Origin of the sequence: Candidatus Thiodiazotropha endoloripes (assembly GCF_001708965.1) — a bacterium.
Taxonomy (GTDB): domain Bacteria; phylum Pseudomonadota; class Gammaproteobacteria; order Chromatiales; family Chromatiaceae; genus Thiodiazotropha; species Thiodiazotropha endoloripes.
The window spans coordinates 990076-1010061 of record NZ_LVJW01000006.1 but is presented as its reverse complement, the minus strand read 5'-3'; the positions used below and the strand labels follow the sequence as shown (position 1 = coordinate 1010061).

Sequence of the window (19986 nt, the reverse complement as noted above, 5' to 3'; positions counted from 1 at the left end):
GGATAAACCAATGGCGATTCTCGACATACTTCATTTTCCCGATCCCAGGCTACGCAACAAAGCCAAACCAGTGGCTCAGGTCGACGACTCTATACGTCGGCTGGTTGACGATATGCTTGAGACAATGTATCAGGCGCCGGGTATCGGGCTGGCCGCAACCCAGGTCAATGTGGCGAAAAGGGTGGTGGTAATCGATCTTTCGGAGGAGAAGAACGAGCCGCTCTGCCTGATCAATCCCGAGATTGTAGAGAAAGATGGGATTGAACAGATGGAGGAAGGGTGCCTCTCTGTGCCGGGTATTTTCGAAACCGTAAGCCGGGCGGACCGGATCCGTTTCAAAGCCCTGGACCGGGACGGGATTCCGTTTGAAGAGGAAGCCGAAGGCTTGCTGGCAGTCTGTGTTCAGCATGAGCTGGATCACCTGGATGGTAAATTGTTTGTCGACTATCTCTCCAGCCTGAAACGTCAGCGTATCCGTAAAAAGCTGGAGAAGGAGAGCCGCCAGCAGACCAGTTCCACAGCTGGTGCCCGCGAGGTGATCTGAAGCCGACCCTGAAACAATCTTCATCGGTGATCCGGGATCTGTCTGAGACCCGCATCCCAAACTTGTTAAAAAACAACTGCTAAGGACTTTTTTGGAATCCATCCCATGGCTCAGCCACTGAAAATAATATTCGCCGGTACGCCGGATTTCGCCGCTTCGGCTCTACAGGCTCTGCTCTCAACGGAGCATCGTGTTGTCGCGGTTTACACCCAACCGGACCGACCGGCCGGACGTGGCAGAAAGGTGCAGTTCAGTCCGGTCAAACAGCTTGCCGTGGAGCACGATCTCGAGGTCTTTCAGCCAAAGACCCTGAAGGATCCTGAAGCGCAACAGATCCTGCAGCGGCATCAGGCCGATCTGATGGTGGTGGTGGCCTATGGCCTGCTGCTGCCCCAGGCGGTATTGGATATACCCAGGCTGGGGTGTATCAACATTCACGCTTCGCTGCTGCCGCGCTGGCGGGGGGCGGCTCCCATCCAGCGCGCCATACTGGCCGGTGATGAGATGTCCGGGGTGACCATCATGCAGATGGAGGCCGGACTCGATACCGGCCCCATGCTGAGTATTCGCAGCACACCGATCGATCCGGCCGAGACCGGTGGTTCGCTGCATGATCGGCTGGCTGAACTGGGTTCAGAGGCGCTGATCGAGGTTCTGCCCGGTCTGAGTGAAGGCCGGGTCAAAGCGATACCCCAGGACGACTCCCAGGCAAACTACGCCAGCAAGCTCGATAAGGAGGAGGCCAGGGTCGACTGGTCCCAGTCGGCTGTGCAGATTGATCGCCAGGTTCGCGCATTCAATCCCTGGCCAGTGGCCCACTGCCTGTATGGGGAGAAGGTGATGAGAGTCTGGAACAGCGAGGTTGTCAGTGGTGACGGATCCGCAACCCCGGGTCAGGTGGTGGCAACCGGTAAAACGGGCTTTGATGTGGCTACCGGGGAAGGGGTGTTGCGTATCACCCAGTTGCAGATGCCCGGTAAACGGGCGATGGCGGCCGGGGACTTTCTCAATGCCCACACCATGGATGGTGTGGTACTGACTTGATGGGGGGTCGCAAACGACCAACAATAACCAATCCCAGGTCAGTATCGGCCCGGGTGATTGGGGATGTGCTGAGCGGTCACTCGCTGTCTGAGTCGATACCCAAACACAGTGCTGAAATTGCTGATCCACGGGACAGTGGCCTGGTGCAGGAGATCGCCTATGGGGTGATGCGCAATTTCATGCAACTCGACGCCTTGAGCCGACGTCTGCTCAGCAAACCCCTGAAGAGTCGGGATCGGGACATCGCTGCGCTGATCCTGATCGGACTCTACCAGCTGCTTTATCTGAGGGTGGCGGATCATGCCGCGGTGCATGAGACGGCCGGCGCGGCCAAGCAGCTGGGGAAAAAATGGGCTGTGGGACTGATCAATGGCGTTCTGCGAAACTTTCAGCGTCAGCAGGAGAGTCTGCTGAAAGCAATCGCCGATCAACCGGAGGTGGCCTATGACATGCCCCGCTGGTTGCTGGACGCATTGCGCGAGCAGTGGCCGGACGAATGGCAGTCGCGGGTCAGGGCACTGAACCAACGTCCACCGATGAGTCTGCGGGTCAATCTGGCTAAACACGCTTTGGCGGACTATCAACAGAGTCTGCGGGAGATGGATATAACCGCTCAGACCATTCCCTATATCGAGTCAGGCCTGACGCTTCAGCAACCCATGGATGTCACCCGATTACCCGGATTTGAGCAGGGCTGGGTGTCGGTTCAGGACGGCGCTGCCCAGTTGGCGGCGGAGTTGCTCGATCCTCAGCCCGGAGAGCATGTCCTGGATGCCTGCGCCGCACCGGGTGGCAAGAGCTGTCACATCCTGGAGCGGCAACCCACAGTCCGCCTGACCGCCGTCGACCTCAGTGCCGAGCGGCTGCAGCGGGTGGAGGAGAATCTGGCCCGGCTCGATCAGCAGGCGGACCTGGTGGTGGGTGATGCGGCGAATCCAGAGGGGGATTGGGCCGAGCGACAGTATCAGCGGATTCTGCTGGATGTGCCCTGCTCAGCAACCGGTGTGATACGTCGACACCCGGACATCAAACAACTGCGCAGAGCATCGGATATCCCCGCGCTGGTGAAGCTGCAGGGAGAGATTCTGAGAGCAGTCTGGCCGCTGCTGGAGGTGGGTGGCCGGATGCTCTATGTCACTTGTTCGATCCTGGCAGATGAGAATCATCGTCAGTTGAGCCGTTTTCTTGCCGAACAGCCGGATGCCCGCGCCCTGCCAATGGAGGTGGCGTGGGGAGAGGCCTGTGATGTGGGGCGGCAGATCCTGCCTGGCGAGGCGGGCATGGATGGGTTTTTCTATGCAGCTTTGGTAAAACAGCCGCAATGAAACACACAATTCTCCTACTACTGATGCTGTTGATCGTGTTTACCGAGGCCAACGGCGCCAGTTTTTCGGTCAAGGAGGTGCAGATCAATAAAGTGGATAACGGCTATCGGCTGAATGCGCGTATCGACTATGCCTTGAGTGACAAGGCGCATCAGGCCTTGAGCAATGGTGTGCCGTTGACCCTGAAGGTACAGTTGGTGGTGGATAAGGTCTGGCGGGGGTTCTGGGAGCCCAGCCCGTTTGCCCAGACCCTGTGGTTTCAGATTCGCTACCATGCCTTGACCGAACTCTATCGCGTGGTGGATATGCAATCCGGCGATGAACAGAATTTTGTCACCCAGGAGGCGGCGCTCTACGCACTGGGGGAGATCAACAACCTGCCACTGGTGCGCCTGGTGCAGCTGATTCCCGGTGAGGCCTATCAGCTGCGTTTGCGCGCCGATCTGGATATTGACTCCCTGCCGTTACCGCTGCAACCGCTGGCCTATCTGGGTGGCGGCTGGAAACTAACAACCGGATGGTCCCAATGGCCCCTTCAACCCTGAGTCGTTTACGTCTGGGCGGACTCTCAGTCGGTCTGCTGCTGATTCTGCTGCTGGTCAGTCTGCATCTGATGAGCAGCGCGGTGCAGAACTCAGCCGAACTGAGCCGCTATTTCGTGCCGCTGTTAATCTTCAACCTGGCCGGTATGTTTGTGTTGTTTGTGCTGATCACCTACAACTCGATCCGCTTGATTCGCCAGTATCTACGCCACAGTGCGGGTTCCCGTCTTACCCTGCGCATGGTGTTGATCTTCACCCTGATCGCGCTGACGCCGGTCGGGGTGGTCTACTACTACTCCTTCAGTTTTCTGCAGGGGGGCATCGACAGCTGGTTCGATGTGCAGATCGACCAGGCGATGGAGGATGCGCGGGAGCTGGGTCAGGCCTCGCTGGCGCTGAATCAGAGGGTCTGGCTGAAATATACCGAACAGCAGTTGTTGAGCATCGCCGATACCTCCGAGTCGGCGCTCTCCCTGACCATTGCGCGGCTGCGTCAGCAGTCCGGTGCGCTGGAGCTGTCACTGAGTGATCCCGGTGGACAGATCATCGCCTACTCCAATGCGGTAGCGGATGAGCTGGCGCCGGCCAAACCTGACGACTACATCATGCAGCGTCTGCGGGAAGGTAGCAGTTATGTGGGTCTGGCGCGGGACAAGGATGAACTGATGATCCGGGTGGCAGTGGCCGATCCTCTGGGCAGGCCGTTGATCATCCAGGGGCTCTACCCGGCATCGGAACGGGTCAGTGTACTTTCGGAGAAGTTGGAGCTGGCCTACAACCGTTACAAGGAGCTCTCCTTTCTGCGCCAGTCACTGAAACGTAATTTCTCCCTGACCCTCTCGCTGGTGTTGATATTCGCGGTGCTCTCCGCGGTTTGGGCCGCCTTCTTCTCCGCTCGTCGCCTGGTTGCGCCGATTGCCAACATCGCGGCCGGTACCAAAGCGGTTGCCGGTGGTGACTATGATCGTCAGCTGCCGGTTCCCCGGCGCGCCGACGAACTCGCCTTTCTGGTTGCCTCGTTCAATGCCATGACCCGGCGGATCCGTCAGGCGCGGGATCATGCGGATCGAAGTCAGCGCGAGGTGGAGGGTCAGCGGGCCTATCTCGAGACTGTGCTGGCGCGACTCTCATCCGGGGTGCTGACCTTCGATGCCCAGCGTAAACTGCGTACCGCCAATCCGGCGGCGGGTAAGATTCTCGGGGTCAACATGAATCAGGTGGCCGGGGAGTCGATCAGCAACCTGGGCCAGGATTCCCCGATCCTGAGACAGTTTGCCGATGGACTCGAGGCGCCGTTGGGTGAGATGGAGAAAGAGTGGCGGGGAGAGCTGACCATGTTCGGCGGTGAGGGACGTAAAGTGCTGATCTGCCGGACCACACCGTTCGCCCAGCCGAATGGTAGAATCGGACACATTGTGCTGTTTGATGATGTCACCGCATTGATCCGTGCCCAGCGGGATGCGGCCTGGGGTGAGGTGGCAAGACGTCTTGCCCATGAAATTAAAAATCCCCTGACCCCGATACAGCTGTCAGCCGAGCGATTGAGGCATAAGTATCTCAAGAGCATGCCGGAGCAGGATGCCCAGGTCCTGGACCGGGCCACCCACACCATCGTGCAGCAGGTTGAAGCGATGAAGAGCATGGTCAATGACTTCTCGGAATACGCCAAGCCGCCACAGATGGCAGCCAAGCCGGTAAAGCTGGAGCATCTGGTTGGTGAGGTGTTTGATCTCTATCGGGCAAATCAGGGTATCAAGTTTGATCTGCAGATGAGTGCCGATCAGGCTCGTGTGGAAGCTGACCCGTTGCGTATCAGGCAGGTGGTGCATAATCTGCTGAAGAATGCGGTTGAGGCACTCGAAGGTGTCCCTGATGCTGAAGTGAGTCTGGTCTCAAAGGTGGTGAAGCTGGATGAGCATCCCAACTATGAGTTGCGGGTGCAGGACAACGGCCCTGGGATACCCCAGGAGATGATGCAGCAGTTATTCGAACCCTATGTCACAACCAAGCAGAAGGGTACCGGGCTGGGGTTGGCAATCGTCAAGAAGATTGTCGAGGAGCATGGCGGTATCATCTGGGCGGAGAATTGCGATAAGGGTGCCTGTATGGTTATGCAGCTGCCGATGTTGGTGGATCCAGGGCCTGATAACACGAATCCAAATGGCCCTGTTGCCCCTGAATAAGCGCCAATCAAGGCGCGAGGAGAGTCAAGTATGAGTAAGGCCTACATCCTTGTGGTGGATGATGAGCCGGACATTCGCAATCTTGTCAAAGAGATTCTGCAGGATGAGTCCTATGAGGTTTCCATGGCGGAAGATGGCAAGAGTGCACGACAGGCTCTGCGGGAGCGTCGGCCGGAGTTGATATTGCTCGATATCTGGATGCCGGATATGGATGGCATCACGCTGCTGAAAGAGTGGGGTGAGGATGATGGGCTGCCTTGTCCGGTGATCATGATGTCCGGTCACGGTACGGTGGAGACGGCGGTGGAAGCGACCCGGCTTGGCGCCTATGACTTTCTTGAAAAGCCCCTCTCTCTGGCCAAGTTGCTGCTGACCGTCGAACGGGCACTGGAAGCTGAACAGCTCAAACAGGAAAACGTCGGGCTGCGCAAACATGTCCATGCGGTACATGAACCGACTGGTAGAAGTACCGTGATGCAGCGTCTCAGAGAGCAGGTGAAACGTATCGCCCAGCACGATACCTGGGTACTGGTGACCGGTGAGCCGGGCAGTGGCCGGGAGACCCTGGCCCGCTATCTGCACTCGCAAAGCCTGCGTCGCGACCGCCCCTTCGTGGAGGTCAATGTCAGTGCCATCGTCAAGGGCAATGCCGCCCAGGAGCTGTTCGGCAGCGAAGAGGATGGGCGCATCCACTACGGCAGGCTGGAGCAGGCGGTGGGTGGCACCCTGTTTCTCGATGAAGTGGCGGATATGGATCTGGAGGCCCAGTCGCAACTGGTCGGCGCTCTGGATACCGGTCGCTTCATGCGGGTCGGTGGCAGCGAGCCGGTGAGTATCGACGTACGCATCATCGCCGCAACCCAGCACAACCTGGAAGAGGCGGTGCAGGGCGGCACCTTTCGTGAGGATCTTTTCTATCATCTGAATGTCGTGCCCCTGCATGTGCCGCCGCTGCGTGAACATGCTGAAGATGTGCCGGAGCTGCTCAACTTCTACGTGGACTGGTATGTAACCCATGAGAAACTCCCCTACCGTCACTTCAACGTGGGTGCTCAGAACACCCTGCGCAACCACCCCTGGCATGGCAATGTGCGGGAGCTGAAAAATCTGGTGCAGCGGTTGTTGATCCTGGGTGCCGGCAGCGAGATCTCCCAGGAGGAGGTTGAGTCTTCAATGGGAGCGCCGGAGTTGGGCGGCTCGCTGGTCGGTCCGGAATCCCCGGTCTCACTGGATCAGCCTCTGCGCCAGGCCAGAGAGGAGTTCGAAAAGGTCTATCTGGAGTACCAGCTCAAGCAGCACGAAGGCAATATCTCACGTATGGCCAAAGAGGTGGGCATGGAGCGGACTCATCTCTACCGTAAGCTCAAGTCGTTAGAGATTGAGTTTAAGGATAAGCGCTGAGCATTGGTCTGTTCCGGGTGAGGCGGGGCTGCATCGACTGAAAGTTATTCCCGATTGGTACTTAAGATGAGTGTCATCGATGGGAATTATCAGGCGCTGCGCTGAGTTTGCCATATTGCCAATCGGGTCAGTCTCCACAGGCGAACGAACAACATTCGATGGAGAATAGAAAGCGTCGGTGTGGTGAATGGCCTGGTTATATAGCTCCCCTCTCCCCTCGTGGGAGAGGGGGCGGGGGAGAGGGGGCGATAGCCGCGTTATCCAATTGTTCAGCAATCTGCAGTCACGATTGATCGGCAGGTGTGATTTGCACCGATATTGTGAAAAAACGCTTCACGTACACCATCTCCCTAACCCATATCCCGTAAAGGGAGAGGGGCTTTCAGGCTTTGTGTCTGTTGTTACTCGCGACCTTGATCGTTATCAGTCAGGTGTAGCCAGCTGGGAAAGTCGCTGGGTAGCGGCGTGGCTTGCGCGCTTGATGTAGAACTGGAGAGCTCTCTGCCAAAAACATGGATATGTTGAATACGCTTCTCCGACAATGGGTGGGTACTGAAAAACTCCGGTACCTTCATCGCGCCTTCGGCCTCCAGTAGCACTCTGAACAGCTGGTCTGCACCTACCACATTGCCGTAGAGCACCATCAGCGTCTCGAGTGCGGTCTTGTCGGACTCGCGCTCCTGATCCCGGCTGAAGGTCAATGAGGTGACCATGCCTGTATTGCTGACGATCTGATTGGCCATCATGTCACCCAGCGTACTGCTGACCATGGAGAGCGCCAGTCCGATGGTAATACCGCGCCCAAGGCTGCGGATCGGGTGACGGTGTTTGACATGGGCGATCTCATGGGCGAGCACCATCACCAGTGCATTTTCGTTTGGCAGTTTTTCCAGCAGACCGCGAAACATATAGATATGGCCGCCGAGTGTGGCGAAGGCATTGACCGTGTCGTTATCGACATAATGCACGGTGATCGGCATCTCTTCCGATAGTCCCTGTGCGCTGACAATCCGTTCGGTCAACGCTTCAAGATAGCTCTGCATTGGGCCCGGTTCCGGCGCTTCAAGCAGCTCTTTCGAAGCAATCTTCAGCTCCACATCAAAGGGGATGTGGTGGGCCAGCTTGTCAGCGAAAAAACCCAGCAACAGTACAGCGGCTACAATCAAACCAAGCACCCCGGTTGTGAGCATGAAGAACTCTTTTAACGGGTGCTGCTTGCTGGTGTTGATCCCTTCGGGAATTTGCGGGTTACTGTATTTCATCGCTCGGTTTCTAAGGATTGGTTTTTAAAGCGGTACCATAGGCTAAGACCTCAACCGAACCGATGTTGTTACCTCTTCCCTTGTGGATGCTGGAGGTCTCCAGCTTAACGTTGAAGACAATCTGAGCATTGAGTTGTTCAGCCTCTGCCTTCATGCGCAGTATGGCCTCCCGTCTGGCACGATCGACCAGGCTCTCATAGGAGGTGACACGACCGCCTACCAGATTTCTCAGTGCGGCAATGAAGCGTTTGAAATAGTCTACTGAGACCACGACACTGCCACTGACCAGGGCTGCATCAGTGTGGTTTCTGTCCAGCGGAGGGAACCTGGAGGTGACAGCCGGGATATGCCGCAGGGTATTCTCCCGGGTGATAATGGATTTGTAGTGTCTGCGCTCCGCATAGCTGCCAAAGCCGTAACCCAGAGCCAGCAGGGTGACCAGGATGATCAGGTCTATCATGGCGTTACTCCAGGACCACAGCTGTCCCATAGGCAAACAGTTCCGCTGCTCCAGCGGCCACACTGGAGGTGGAAAATCGCACATTCAGAACCGCATTGGCACCGACGGCTTCCGCCTGTTCGACCATTCGCTCCATCGCTTCGGCACGGGACTCCTGAAGCAGTTCCGTATAGCCTTTCAGTTCACCACCGAAGATGTTTTTCAGACCGGCCATGATATCCCGGCCGACATGCTTGGCACGTACGGAACTGCCCTGTACCAGGCCCAGGTGTTCCACGATCCGCTTGTCCGGGAGAATCTCGATATTCGTCACTATCATCACTATTCCTTATCGACCTGTTATGGATGTGGGGGTTTGAAAACTGCATATAGATTGCCTGCTGATGGGATCAATTGCCATCAATTAATTAAACTGTAATTAATTGATTGAGCAGGTGAATGGGCGTGAAAAGACCCCATCTTGTCTCATTGTTGGAGCAGGAAAGGATGTCAGGCTCGACTCGGCTGCCCGGTTATACTTCTGCTGGATCGAAGTAACGGCAGGCTATGATTCAATGCCATCGGTAAGCGATTGCCATTGATCAAGCTGATCCAGCATGCCGAGTGTCTGCAGGTAATCCCTGTCCATCGGTGAGGTTTCCGGCGTCTCTGCGCCATGCTGGTGAATCACTCCATTGGCAACATGCACAATGGTCAGAGGGCTGAATGTCGCCTCAGCTTGCAGTGAAGGCTGGTTGTGCAGTGCCACGGCTTCGACCACCGATTCAGGCAATCCCCACAGCCCCAGCAGATAGGCGCCAACTGTGCCGTGGGTTGCGCCGAAGATTTCAGCTTCAGCACTGCTGCGGGATTGCTGTTGATCTGTCAGGAGTAGTTCCATTCGGCTGTACTCCTCAGGCAGGTTGAGCGCCAGTATCAGTTTACCGATATCGTGCAACATTCCAGACAGCAGACAATCCTCAATGAGGGTTTTCTCCATACCCTGCCGGTTGGCGATCTGTTTGGCGAGTGAGCCGACTTTCATGCTGTGAGCCCAGAGTGAATCGAGGGAGAACTCTTTGGTCGACAAATTATCCTGATCAAACTGCTGGAAGATGCCGATGGAGAGTACCAGGGGCTTGAGAATCTCCATCCCGAGCAGAGAGGCTGCATCGACCGGATTGGAGATGTGCCGGCCAAGTCCGAAAAAGGCTGAGTTGACCAGTTGCAGGGTTTTTACCGTCATTGCCGGATCTTTGGCGATCAGCCTGCCGATGTCAGCGACAGCTGTGTTGGGATCCTGGATCAGGCTCACCAGTTCGTTGTAGATGGTCGGCAGACTGGGTAGTGCACGCATTCCTGAGATCAGTGAATTCAATTCACTCTTACCCAGCAGGTCGCGTAATGAGAAGGCGCGTACCAGGGTGGCCTTGAGTACATCCACCTCGCAGGGTTTGTTCAGATATTGATGAGCTGGCCCCACCGTTTTCATGACCGTTTCCTGATCAGATTGACCGGAGAGCACGATGCGCACAACATGGGGGTGACGCTGCGCAATGCGATCCAACAACTGTGCCCCATCCATGCCCGGCATCCGCATGTCGGTAATCACCGCATCGATATGGGTCTCTTCGGCTTTGCTCAACGCCTCCTGACCACTGTCGACAAACAACATATCCCACTGTTTTCGATAGGCCCGCAGACTGCGTCTTAGACCGGAGAGAATGTTACCTTCATCGTCTACGAACAGAATTCGTTTCTTTTCCTCTGATTGGTTCAATTGATCTCTCCTGTGATCGGAAGCTTGATGATGAAGGTGGTGCCTACACCGAGTTCCGTTTCGAAACTCAATTCCCCATCGTGTTGATCGACGATAATCTTGTGACTCAGTGACAGACCCTGGCCCGTTCCCTTGCCGACCTCTTTGGTGGTGAAGAATGGGTCAAAAACATGATGGCGTGCATCTTCGGGGATGCCTGAACCGCTGTCGCTGATGCGTATGACACACCAGTCATTGGTCGATTCGGTGGCGATAGCGATATTGCCCAGTTCACCGCTCTCCCCAACCTTCTCCGCAATCGCGTGGGCGGCATTGACAATGATGTTCAGCAGTACCTCATTCACAGGACCGGGAATGCATGGGACCTGTGGCAGTGCCGGTTGCAGGTCGAGGGATACTTCCGCATGGTATTTCCAGACATTTCGCGCGACGGTAAGCGTACTTTCGATCGCTTTGTTGATGTCGGTGAGAGTCTTCTCGTCCGAACCGGGGTGGGAAAACTCCTTCATGGCCCGGACGATGGTGGCAACCCGATCGACACCATCGAGTGTCTGTTGGATCGATTTGGGAATCTCCTCCTGCAGGTACTCCAGATCCACTTCATCGATCTGCTCGTCCAACTGATCGATCTGCTCAACGGCGATGTTGTTGGTGCGAGCCCGTTCGACCAGATCGTGTTGACTGTCGATGATCTCGGAGATCTCCTCAAACGCATCGCGCAGAAAACGGACATTGTCACCGACATACTGAATGGGGGTATTGATTTCGTGCGCTATACCTGCCGCCAGCTGGCCGATGGACTGCAGTTTTTGCGCCTGCTGTATCTCCGATTCCAACTGCTTCTGCTCGGTGACATCATCTGCAATCAAGAGATAGCCGTCGCTGTGACCAATGCTGTCGTTGTAGGGTGTGACACAGATGGATAGCAAGCGGTTGGAGCCGTTCTGCTGTTTGAAGCGCGAATCAAAACGCTCCGATTTCATTGAGTTGCTCAGGTTGGTCTCGATCTCGTTTGAGATCTGTTCCCAGTTCCAGTCGATCGGACACTCAGCGATCGGTTTACCTTGCACCTGCTCTGCGGTCAGCTCAAAGACCGCTGCTGCCTTGTCGTTCCAGTGACTGATACACTGCTGCTCATCAACACCGATAAGGATGGAGGTCAGGGACGAGAGCAAGCGGCTGTTCTGTTGGTGGGCCAATGCCAGCTGATCATTGGTTCGGGCGCGTTCGATGATACCGGCCAGTGTATCGGCAACGCCTTGCAGGAAAACGATTTCATCCTCTTTCTGTAGATGTCCCTCTCTCAGATAGAGCGTCAGTACACCCAATACATCGCCCCGGGAGAGGATAGGCACAACATAGTGACCATGGGGGGACATGCCCTCGGTCCTGTTTTCATGACGCTCGTCGATACAGTCGGTGAACTGAATCTCGCCTGTCTCGGCGGCACGGCCGCAAAGGCATTGACCAAATTCGACACGTCGACAGAGCTCGACGAGTTCCGGGTCGAGATTGGTGTGGGCCATCATCCAGAGTTGCTTGTTGTCGCTGTTGCTGACCAGGATGGCTCCTTGATGCAGCATATCGGTGAGTGGCGCGGAGAGAATCACATCAAGGCACGCCTTCAGCAGCTGGTCAAAAGGCATCTCCTTGAGTGAAAGGCTCAGCAGGGTATTGAGTACATGATGGGTGCGGCTCTGTTGATGCAGATTGCTGTAGGTGTGGTATCGCTTGATCGCGTATTCCACCATCCGCTTTAGCGAAGCTTCATCCATCTCCCCTACAAACAGACACTCGTCAGCACCCTCGCCAACCCACATGGCAGCCAGCTCGGGATCTTCATATTTCATGGTGGCAATGATCGGCGCGTAGGAGAAGGCATCACGCAGGGAGCGAATGGCTGAGGGTGTGGGCATATCGGCCAGGCCAGTGTCGAGCAGGATCAGATCGTAATGGGTCTGACTGATTTCATGCAGGGCATCAGCGAGTAGCTCGACTCTATTGTGCTCGATCTTCTGTTGGGCATCCATTCGTTGAAGCAGGTCCTTCATCTCCTCGGCACTGTCCGGGTCATCATCCACCAATAGGACCCGAATGTCATTGCTATGCTGAGAGATATCATGGGGCATAGAGATGATGACTCCTGTGCGCCGCCACAATATCCGATGTGGCTAGATTCTGATGGCTCGATAGAAGCCAGTATCAGTTGTTCCTATGATAAAAAGTGGCTAAACCTCCTGAGCTGTAAACAGATTATCGGCTTATATAGACAACTTCTTTAATCACAGCCGATAAGAGTTTTTTATGGTAAAAGCCGCATCCAGCAAGGGTTTGAGCAAAAAATTGTGCGGCATAAATACCAAGCAAATATCCCTGTTTTATCTAGTAGATTCTAGCAGCTGCATTCAGCTCAGGTATGAAATGAATCAGATCCAGAGTGTCTGCTATTTGAAAAAAATAACCAAAGACAAGCTAGGGTTCAGAAAACGATTACTGCCAGACATGGGTTGCAGAGTCTTTGTGGCTGGTGCCAGCCAGCGTCATGATCGTCCGGTTTCCATCTTCGCTGCGAATTGCTGGAATATATGGATGAACCTCTGCTGGAATGTGCGTAGATATTTATCCCGGCGATAGCCGATCTTGGTCACTTCCCAGGGGAGATGGTGGTTCAGGGTGCGGTTATGCCGCACCCTGGTTTGATGAGTTGGTGGCGCTTACCAGGCCAGGCGCATATCCCAGCTGTATTGACGATCTTCCGGCAGCACCGGGGCGGTTTCTGGATCCACCTCCCGATAGACATTCAATGCTGGTGTGACATTGGCGTCACGGCCGTGAATGAAGTCCTGATCCTTCACGATCGCCATGTAGGCCTTGTTGAGGGTCAGGGCGCGCTCTGCACTGGGGGTGATCAGTTCATAGACGTCGGCCGTCGAGACCTTCTCTTCGTTGACACTGCCATCCTCATTGAACCACTTTTCGATGATCTCCGGGTTCTCCCGGAACTCATTACCGCCTCCGGCGATCTTCAGGTAGTTGAGGATCTCCCCTTCCGTGCCGCCCACATTCGGCGCATCCTGCATTCCCTGCAGATCGATATATCCCCAGCCTGCCGCTCCGGTAACCTTGCGGGGGAAGGCGAAGGTCTGGTCGATGGTAGTGCCGATGCTGGTGTGACAACCCATGCAGAACAGAGTCTCCTCCTCGCTCTGTTTACGCAGATGGCCATCGGCTGCCTCGATGAAGCCTAACACCTGCCAGCCGAAACCGTTGTCCAGGCCGTCGTCGCCCCGGGAGACGAAGTTGGGCAGATTACCATCGAGTTTCTCCTGTTTCTCATTGCCGTACTGAGAGAGCAGGGCCGGTGCCGAGTAGAAGGTATGCTTGCGCATATAGCGTACCTCTTTCATGCGTGCCGGAATGTTGATCGACATATCTTCAGTCAGACCCACATAACGCACGGTATGCAGAAACTCGGTATTCTCCGGGTAGAGCATGGGTGTCACGCTGATTCCCGAGGCGTTGCCCACATAGAAATCGGGGCGCTCTATCTCTTCAACGACACCAAGCTGTCCGTCACCGTTGAGGTCCTTACAGAAGCTGTTTTCATCCACCGGCGGCAGGGAGATCTGCTGCAGATCCTGTATCGCCGCTTCAACGATGGCGAGATTAGCGATGTAGGTATCCCGGGAGTAACCGCTGCCGTTACAGCTCTGCTCGCGGAACTCCGCGGGGAGCCGGATCATCACGTCATCGGTGGAGCCGTTGGTGGGCCAGAATGTGCTTGGCAGGGGTTTGTAGTTGAAGGCCACCCAGTGGCTGCCGTCCAGGGCGAATCCCTGCTGATCGAACGCGCCAGCCCCCAGGTGGAGGTTTTCAATGGCCGGTACAGGTCCATTCCAGGATTCGCTCTGCAGCTGTTCGATCAGGGTGGTGTAGTTGTCGGTATAGATATAGTCGATGACCTCCTGGTCACTGATCTGAGCAACCGCTTCCGAGCGGTCTTCGAACAGGTTCTGCCAGTGGTTGGTCACACCGATCTCAGAGAACGAGTATTCCGCCTGCAGCGCGGCGTCATCCATGTAGTTGGGTCGGCTGCCGAATGTGTAGGACTGATGGCAGGTCATACAGGGATTATGGGTGGCTTCGTGTTTGGTATAGCACTGGGGAGGGACGATCGCCTCCTGGTTATAGACCAGCCCGGTCTCCTCCGGGTGTAGGATTCCCGATGGGGATTTCTCATACTCAGATGGAAAGACCAGTGACTGGCTTTGGTTTTCACTCTGGTTGTCAGAGCCACCGCAACCGATGAGGGATGCCAACGTCACTAAAGGAATAATTGAAAAAACAGCTTTCATTTATGACCTCCTAAACGCAAAAAGGGGGATGGCTGATGCCATCCCCCAGATCCTAGATTGTGCAATCTAAGTCAGATGATTAGATGGCAGGATCATCGAATACCCAGACCACGTTGTTCTCGTGGTTGCCGGTATCCTCACCGATCAGTACTCGACCATCGTCCATGATCAGCAGGTTGTCAGGGTTGGAGATGTTGTTGACGTTACACTCGTTGACCGAGCGGTCAGCGTAGTAAGGGCCACCAACAATCGCCGGTACCATGGTCATCACGTCAACCTCACCAGCTGCGTTGCGCATCAGCTTCATACGGTAGACGACACCACACTTGCCGTTGTCGCCGTTCAGCTGAATGGCGCCTTCGTCATCGCTCATGGTCGCGTCAAAGCTGGACATGGCCATATACATGTAGGCCTGGTCGCCGTCAGCTGCGCCGCCGTTCCACCAGGTTGAGGCCAGGTTGTAGTTGATGTTGACACCTTCCATCTTGCGGAACTCACCGGTAGCACCCAGGGCAACTGCCGCTTTACGGCTCTCCAGGTAGGCGACACGGTCATCGCTGAAGGGGTTGGCGTCGACAGTGACGTCCTCATCACAGCTCAGGTCGGCACCCGATTTGGACTCGGCCCAGTCACAGACCTGCTCATCGGTGATGTAGTTGCCATCAGCGAAAGTGCCGTCGAAGGAGGCGATAGCCGCTTCGATCTCCGCTTCGCCCATGCTGGCCAGCTCGATCCACTCGATGCCGAGTGCTGCTTCGGCAGGATCGTCCACGCCGGCAGCCTGAGTGATCTGTGCGGCATACAGGGTGCCTGCGCTCATGTCACCCGCCACATCGGCGACAAACTTGAAGAATACAACGCCGGTACCGTCGTCGCTGAGGAAGACAGTTTTGTCGTCAGGCATGACAACCGAGTTCTCATGTGAGAAACGACCCATGGTCTCCAGTTTGTTGACGGTGACGTTGGCAACCGCTGCATCGGCAGCATTACCGATCTCGACGATGTAGCCGTAGCGGTATGGGTTCGGCCAGTCACCGCTGCCATCTGTGGGATATCCCAGATAGGTGGCCAGAGATTGTGGATTGCTGAAGTACTCGTAATCAGGATTGAACCAGTCTGAGGTGTCATCGAAGTAGAGCTCTTCGGCAGACATTGGGGTATTCCAGGGGCTCACAGTACCGAAACAGTTGACCCAGGTACCGCCGACGCCGGAGAAATCGATCATGCCTTCCTGGGTGATGCTGCCGTAACCGCTATCGGTCAGGCCGCTCACCTGAATGCGGCTCATGCTGCCGGGACGATCTTCCCAGTTGGTGTAGACGTAGAAGCCGCCATTACCGTCGGAGACAACGCCGTTGAAGTCAGGGTCGTTGGAACTCTTGATCTGGGTGGCGCCATCAGCGGTCATGATGTCGCCCATTGCCAGGCCATCATCCAGACTGTCGCCCTGTTGTGCGAGTACCTGGTAAGAGCCGACAGCGGTCATGACCACCTCTTTCTGGGCAGTGGTGACCGGCAGGTCGAGTGCGCCGAAGTTCTCAGGCAGAGCAGAGAAATCCTGGCCGACGATGACACCCACGGTGCCTTTGTCGAAGACTTTACCAGCCGCGTCGGTGGTGGTGTTGCTGCTGCTGGGATGCTGAACGTTCAGGAACAGGGTGTTGTCACTGTTCAGGTAGAGGCCGGTGAACTCCGCATCCAGTGGAGCGGTCGCCAGGCGCTTCAGACCCAGGGGAACATAGTTGGTAATACCGTCAGCGCCATCGGTACCGTTGGTACCGTCAACACCGTTTTGACCATCGACACCGTCGTCGCCATCATCACCGTCACAGCCGGTAAGTAGCAGAGATGAACATAAAATAGCTGCCGTGATGGATGCCGGCAAAGCTAACAGACGAAATGATTTCTTTTGCAACATAGAATATGCTCCCCATTAAGGCGTAATACTTGTAAGCCGCGCCATTCTAGGTAGCAGGCATTGCGAAACAGTGTCATATTAGTGTCCCTTTTATGAATGCTATATTTCATGCGTATGTATCCGGCAGAAAGGATCGGTTGCGGGTTTGCAGCCGATTGCTCCAGTCGACTAAGGTAGCCGGAGAGAATGTGATCGATAAATTGCGGGCCTTTTTCAACAACACCCGATGAAACGATGAAAATAATTATTCTCGGTGCCGGTCAGGTTGGACGCTCGGTTGCCAATGCATTGGTCAGCGAAGCCAATGACATCACGGTGGTTGACCAGAACCTGGACCTGCTGACTGAACTGCAAAACCGTCTCGATCTGGGCACCGTCAGAGGACATGCCGGTCATCCGGATGTGCTGCGCCGTGCCGGGGCGGAAGATGCGGATATGATATTGGCGGTCACCAACAGTGATGAGACCAATATGGTGGCCTGCCAAGTGGCCTATACGGTGTTTCATACCCCCACCAAGATCGCCCGGGTTCGTGCCCAGGGCTATCTCGACTACCCGAAACTGTTCGAGAAACCGGCATTTCCAGTCGATGTGTTGATCAGTCCTGAGCAGTTGGTGACCGACTACATCCTCAAGCTGATCGAGTACCCCGGTGCTCTGCAGGTGCTTGATTTTGCCGATGGGCGGGTGCGGCTGGTAGGCATCAAGGCTTACTACGGAGGTCCCTTGGTGGGCAATGAGCTCTCCACCCTCTATCACCATATGCCCAATGTGGACGCCCGAGTGGCGGCTATCTATCGGGAGGGTGAGGTGATCCAGCCCCAGGGGGATACGGAGATCAAGGCGGAGGATGAGGTTTTCTTCATTGCTGCAGCGGAGAATATCCGCTCGGTGATGAGTGAACTGCAGAAACTGGAAAAGCCCTATAAAAGACTGATTCTGGCCGGCGGCGGTAATATCGGCCGACGACTGGCCTCCTCACTGGAGCATAAATACCGGATCAAACTGATCGAAAACAATCAGTCCCGGGCGCGGGAGATTGCAGAGCGTCTCGATATGACCATTGTGCTGCATGGGGATGCGGCGGATGAAGACCTGCTGCTGGAGGAGAACATCGAGAACACCGATGTGTTCTGTGCCGTCACCAATGATGATGAAGCCAACATACTTTCGGCGATGCTTGCCAAGCGTCTCGGCGCAGCGCGGGTGATGGCGCTGATCAACCGCCCCTCCTATGTGGATCTGGTGCAGAGTGGGATCATCGATATCGCCATCTCTCCGCAACAGGCCACCATCGGTACCCTGCTGACTCATGTGCGGCGGGGTGATGTGGCCCAGGTTCACTCACTGAGGCGTGGCGCGGCTGAAGCGATCGAGGCGGTTGCCCATGGGGACCGCAGCTCATCCAAGGTGGTTGGCCGGGTGATTGAGGAGATCAAACTGCCCAAGGGCTCAACCATCGGTGCGGTGGTGCGAGGCGAAGAGGTCTTGATCGCCCACCATGACACCATGATCGAGAGTGGTGATCACGTGATCCTGTTCCTGGTGGACAAGCGTAAGATCCGGGAAGTGGAAAAACTTTTCCAGGTCGGTGTGACCTTTCTATAAGGGCCTGTCTGAAAGATGCATCTGTTTGTGGTACAGCGAATATTGGGTGTGTTGCTGATGGTCTTCAGCCTCACCATGCTGCCGCCCCTGGCAATCTCTGTCTGGGCGGATGACGGTGCGCTGATCGGTTTTACCGATGCCTTCATCGTGACCCTGGGTCTCGGGGTGGCATTCTGGGCGCCGGTGCGCAATCGGCATCAGGATCTCAGGGTGCGGGATGGCTTTCTGGTGGTGGTAATGTTCTGGGTGGTGCTCGGCCTGACCGGTTCCCTGCCGTTCATGTTTGCCGAGAGCTTCAACATGAATCTCACCAATGCGGTGTTCGAGTCGGTATCCGGGCTGACCACCACCGGAGCGACGGTGATCGTCGGTATCGATGAACTGCCGATGTCGATCCTCTACTATCGTCAGCAACTGCAGTGGCTGGGTGGCATGGGTATCATCGTCCTGGCCGTCGCGGTACTGCCGATGCTCGGTATCGGTGGTATGCAGCTCTACCGTGCCGAAACCCCGGGGCCGGTGAAGGACAACAAGCTGACCCCGAGGATCACCGAGACAGCCAAGGCGCTCTGGTTTATCTATCTGGGTCTGACCCTGAGCTGCATGCTCGCCTACTGGCTGGCCGGTATGGAGCCGTTCGATGCTCTGGGGCACGCCTTCTCAACGGTGGCGATCGGCGGTTTTTCCACCCACGATGAGAGCATCGGTTACTACGACAGCACCCTGATCGAGATGATCGCGGTGGTCTTCATGCTCCTCTCCGGAGTCAACTTTGCGCTGCATTTTCTCGCCTTCCGCCGCCGCTCGCTGAGAACCTACTTCGAGGATTCGGAGTTTCGCGGCTATATCACCACCCTGACCATCGTCATCATTCTGGTCTCAGTCGCTCTCTTCCTGATGGGGGTCTACGGCACCTGGAGCGAATCGATCACCCGTGGCATCTTCCAGGCGGTCTCCATCGGCACCACAACCGGTTTCACCACCGCTGACTACTCACTCTGGCCGGGGTTTATCTCGATCCTGTTGCTCTTCGCCAGCTTCATCGGCGGCTGTGCCGGCTCTACCGGCGGTGGCATCAAAGTGATTCGCTTTCTGCTGCTGGTCAAACAGGGGCTGCGGGAGATCAATCGTTTGATCCACCCCAACGCGGTGATTCCGATCCGGGTTGGCGGCAAGACCATACCCTGGCGCATCGTCGATGCGGTGTGGGGCTTCTTCGCCCTCTATGTGGCCAGCTTCGGGGTAATGTATCTGGCACTGGCCTCAACCGGTCTGGACCTGATGACCTCCTTTTCAGCGGTAGCTGCGAGTATCAACAACCTCGGCCCCGGGTTGGGCGATGTCGGAGCCCACTACGATAATCTCAACGACCCGGCGAAATGGATACTCTGCTTTGCCATGCTGCTCGGACGCCTGGAGATCTTCACCCTGCTGGTGCTGCTGACCCCGGCCTTCTGGCGCAAGTAGTTAAGTACTCTATTGTCGTGAATGAGCGCCGGTTTTCCGCAGGATTTCAAACCCCCAAACAGTAACTTCAAAAGCCCCTCTCCCTTTATGGGAGAGGGGTTGGGGAGAGGGTGGACGC

At 56.0% G+C, this 19986-nt stretch carries 15 protein-coding genes; 8 read left to right on the top strand and 7 right to left on the bottom strand.

Features of this window, described 5'->3' with window-relative positions:
• Positions 1-10 precede the first annotated feature (10 nt).
• The 6 genes from def to A3193_RS15195 all read left to right on the top strand — a co-directional run bounded on the left by def (position 11) and on the right by A3193_RS15195 (position 7039).
• Positions 11-544: a peptide deformylase gene (gene def, locus A3193_RS15220; RefSeq protein ID WP_069003416.1), complete on the top strand. Its 534-nt coding sequence runs from the start codon at positions 11-13 to the stop codon at positions 542-544.
• Positions 545-649: 105 nt separating this feature from the next.
• On the top strand, positions 650-1588 hold the full coding sequence (gene fmt, locus A3193_RS15215) for a methionyl-tRNA formyltransferase (protein ID WP_069003417.1): 939 nt from the start codon (positions 650-652) through the stop codon (positions 1586-1588).
• The gene (gene rsmB, locus A3193_RS15210) at positions 1588-2913 is read left to right on the top strand and encodes a 16S rRNA (cytosine(967)-C(5))-methyltransferase RsmB (protein WP_069003418.1); all 1326 of its coding nucleotides are present in this window, start codon (positions 1588-1590) and stop codon (positions 2911-2913) included. Before fmt ends, rsmB begins: the two co-directional genes overlap by 1 nt.
• Positions 2910-3458 (top strand): DUF4390 domain-containing protein, encoded by a 549-nt coding sequence (locus A3193_RS15205; protein WP_069015215.1) that lies wholly within the window; start codon positions 2910-2912, stop codon positions 3456-3458. Before rsmB ends, A3193_RS15205 begins: the two co-directional genes overlap by 4 nt.
• The gene (locus tag A3193_RS15200; protein WP_069015214.1) at positions 3440-5638 is read left to right on the top strand and encodes an ATP-binding protein; all 2199 of its coding nucleotides are present in this window, start codon (positions 3440-3442) and stop codon (positions 5636-5638) included. Before A3193_RS15205 ends, A3193_RS15200 begins: the two co-directional genes overlap by 19 nt.
• A gap of 30 nt (positions 5639-5668) precedes the next feature.
• Entirely contained in the window at positions 5669-7039 is a 1371-nt protein-coding gene (locus A3193_RS15195) for a sigma-54-dependent transcriptional regulator (RefSeq protein WP_069003421.1), read from the top strand.
• 401 nt (positions 7040-7440) lie between these two features.
• On the opposite strand, the gene A3193_RS15190 is transcribed toward A3193_RS15195, so the two are convergent.
• From A3193_RS15190 to A3193_RS15160, 7 genes are all read right to left on the bottom strand, one after another.
• Positions 7441-8301: a M48 family metallopeptidase gene (locus tag A3193_RS15190; protein ID WP_069015213.1), complete on the bottom strand. Its 861-nt coding sequence runs from the start codon at positions 8299-8301 to the stop codon at positions 7441-7443.
• Between the two features lie 10 nt (positions 8302-8311).
• Positions 8312-8761 carry a YbjQ family protein gene (locus A3193_RS15185; RefSeq protein WP_069003427.1) on the bottom strand — a complete coding sequence of 150 codons (450 nt, stop codon included), beginning with the start codon at positions 8759-8761 and terminating at the stop codon, positions 8312-8314.
• 4 nt (positions 8762-8765) lie between these two features.
• Positions 8766-9080, bottom strand: coding sequence for a YbjQ family protein (locus A3193_RS15180; protein ID WP_069003428.1), 315 nt, complete (start codon positions 9078-9080; stop codon positions 8766-8768).
• 225 nt (positions 9081-9305) lie between these two features.
• Positions 9306-10520 (bottom strand): response regulator, encoded by a 1215-nt coding sequence (locus A3193_RS15175; RefSeq protein WP_069003429.1) that lies wholly within the window; start codon positions 10518-10520, stop codon positions 9306-9308.
• Positions 10517-12649, bottom strand: a complete 2133-nt coding sequence (locus tag A3193_RS15170; RefSeq protein WP_069015212.1) for an ATP-binding protein — start codon at positions 12647-12649, stop codon at positions 10517-10519. The genes A3193_RS15175 and A3193_RS15170 overlap by 4 nt, the downstream gene beginning before the upstream one ends.
• A gap of 585 nt (positions 12650-13234) precedes the next feature.
• The gene (locus A3193_RS15165; RefSeq protein WP_069015211.1) at positions 13235-14875 is read right to left on the bottom strand and encodes a hypothetical protein; all 1641 of its coding nucleotides are present in this window, start codon (positions 14873-14875) and stop codon (positions 13235-13237) included.
• Positions 14876-14954: 79 nt separating this feature from the next.
• The gene (locus tag A3193_RS15160) at positions 14955-16793 is read right to left on the bottom strand and encodes an alkaline phosphatase PhoX (RefSeq protein ID WP_069003432.1); all 1839 of its coding nucleotides are present in this window, start codon (positions 16791-16793) and stop codon (positions 14955-14957) included.
• A gap of 234 nt (positions 16794-17027) precedes the next feature.
• On the opposite strand from A3193_RS15160, the gene trkA reads away from it, so the two are divergent.
• Together trkA and A3193_RS15150 are read left to right on the top strand one after the other, a co-directional pair.
• Entirely contained in the window at positions 17028-18401 is a 1374-nt protein-coding gene (trkA, locus tag A3193_RS15155) for a Trk system potassium transporter TrkA (RefSeq protein WP_069003433.1), read from the top strand.
• Positions 18402-18416: 15 nt separating this feature from the next.
• Positions 18417-19868: a TrkH family potassium uptake protein gene (locus A3193_RS15150; RefSeq protein WP_069003434.1), complete on the top strand. Its 1452-nt coding sequence runs from the start codon at positions 18417-18419 to the stop codon at positions 19866-19868.
• Positions 19869-19986 lie beyond the last annotated feature (118 nt).

Coding starts and splice junctions, on each gene's coding strand:
- def (WP_069003416.1), top strand. CDS start 11: ATGGCGATTCTCGACATACTTCATTTTCCCGATCCCAGGCTACGCAAC.
- fmt (WP_069003417.1), top strand. CDS start 650: ATGGCTCAGCCACTGAAAATAATATTCGCCGGTACGCCGGATTTCGCC.
- rsmB (WP_069003418.1), top strand. CDS start 1,588: ATGGGGGGTCGCAAACGACCAACAATAACCAATCCCAGGTCAGTATCG.
- A3193_RS15205 (WP_069015215.1), top strand. CDS start 2,910: ATGAAACACACAATTCTCCTACTACTGATGCTGTTGATCGTGTTTACC.
- A3193_RS15200 (WP_069015214.1), top strand. CDS start 3,440: ATGGCCCCTTCAACCCTGAGTCGTTTACGTCTGGGCGGACTCTCAGTC.
- A3193_RS15195 (WP_069003421.1), top strand. CDS start 5,669: ATGAGTAAGGCCTACATCCTTGTGGTGGATGATGAGCCGGACATTCGC.
- A3193_RS15190 (WP_069015213.1), bottom strand. CDS start 8,301: ATGAAATACAGTAACCCGCAAATTCCCGAAGGGATCAACACCAGCAAG.
- A3193_RS15185 (WP_069003427.1), bottom strand. CDS start 8,761: ATGATAGACCTGATCATCCTGGTCACCCTGCTGGCTCTGGGTTACGGC.
- A3193_RS15180 (WP_069003428.1), bottom strand. CDS start 9,080: ATGATAGTGACGAATATCGAGATTCTCCCGGACAAGCGGATCGTGGAA.
- A3193_RS15170 (WP_069015212.1), bottom strand. CDS start 12,649: ATGCCCCATGATATCTCTCAGCATAGCAATGACATTCGGGTCCTATTG.
- A3193_RS15165 (WP_069015211.1), bottom strand. CDS start 14,875: ATGAAAGCTGTTTTTTCAATTATTCCTTTAGTGACGTTGGCATCCCTC.
- A3193_RS15160 (WP_069003432.1), bottom strand. CDS start 16,793: ATGTTGCAAAAGAAATCATTTCGTCTGTTAGCTTTGCCGGCATCCATC.
- trkA (WP_069003433.1), top strand. CDS start 17,028: ATGAAAATAATTATTCTCGGTGCCGGTCAGGTTGGACGCTCGGTTGCC.
- A3193_RS15150 (WP_069003434.1), top strand. CDS start 18,417: ATGCATCTGTTTGTGGTACAGCGAATATTGGGTGTGTTGCTGATGGTC.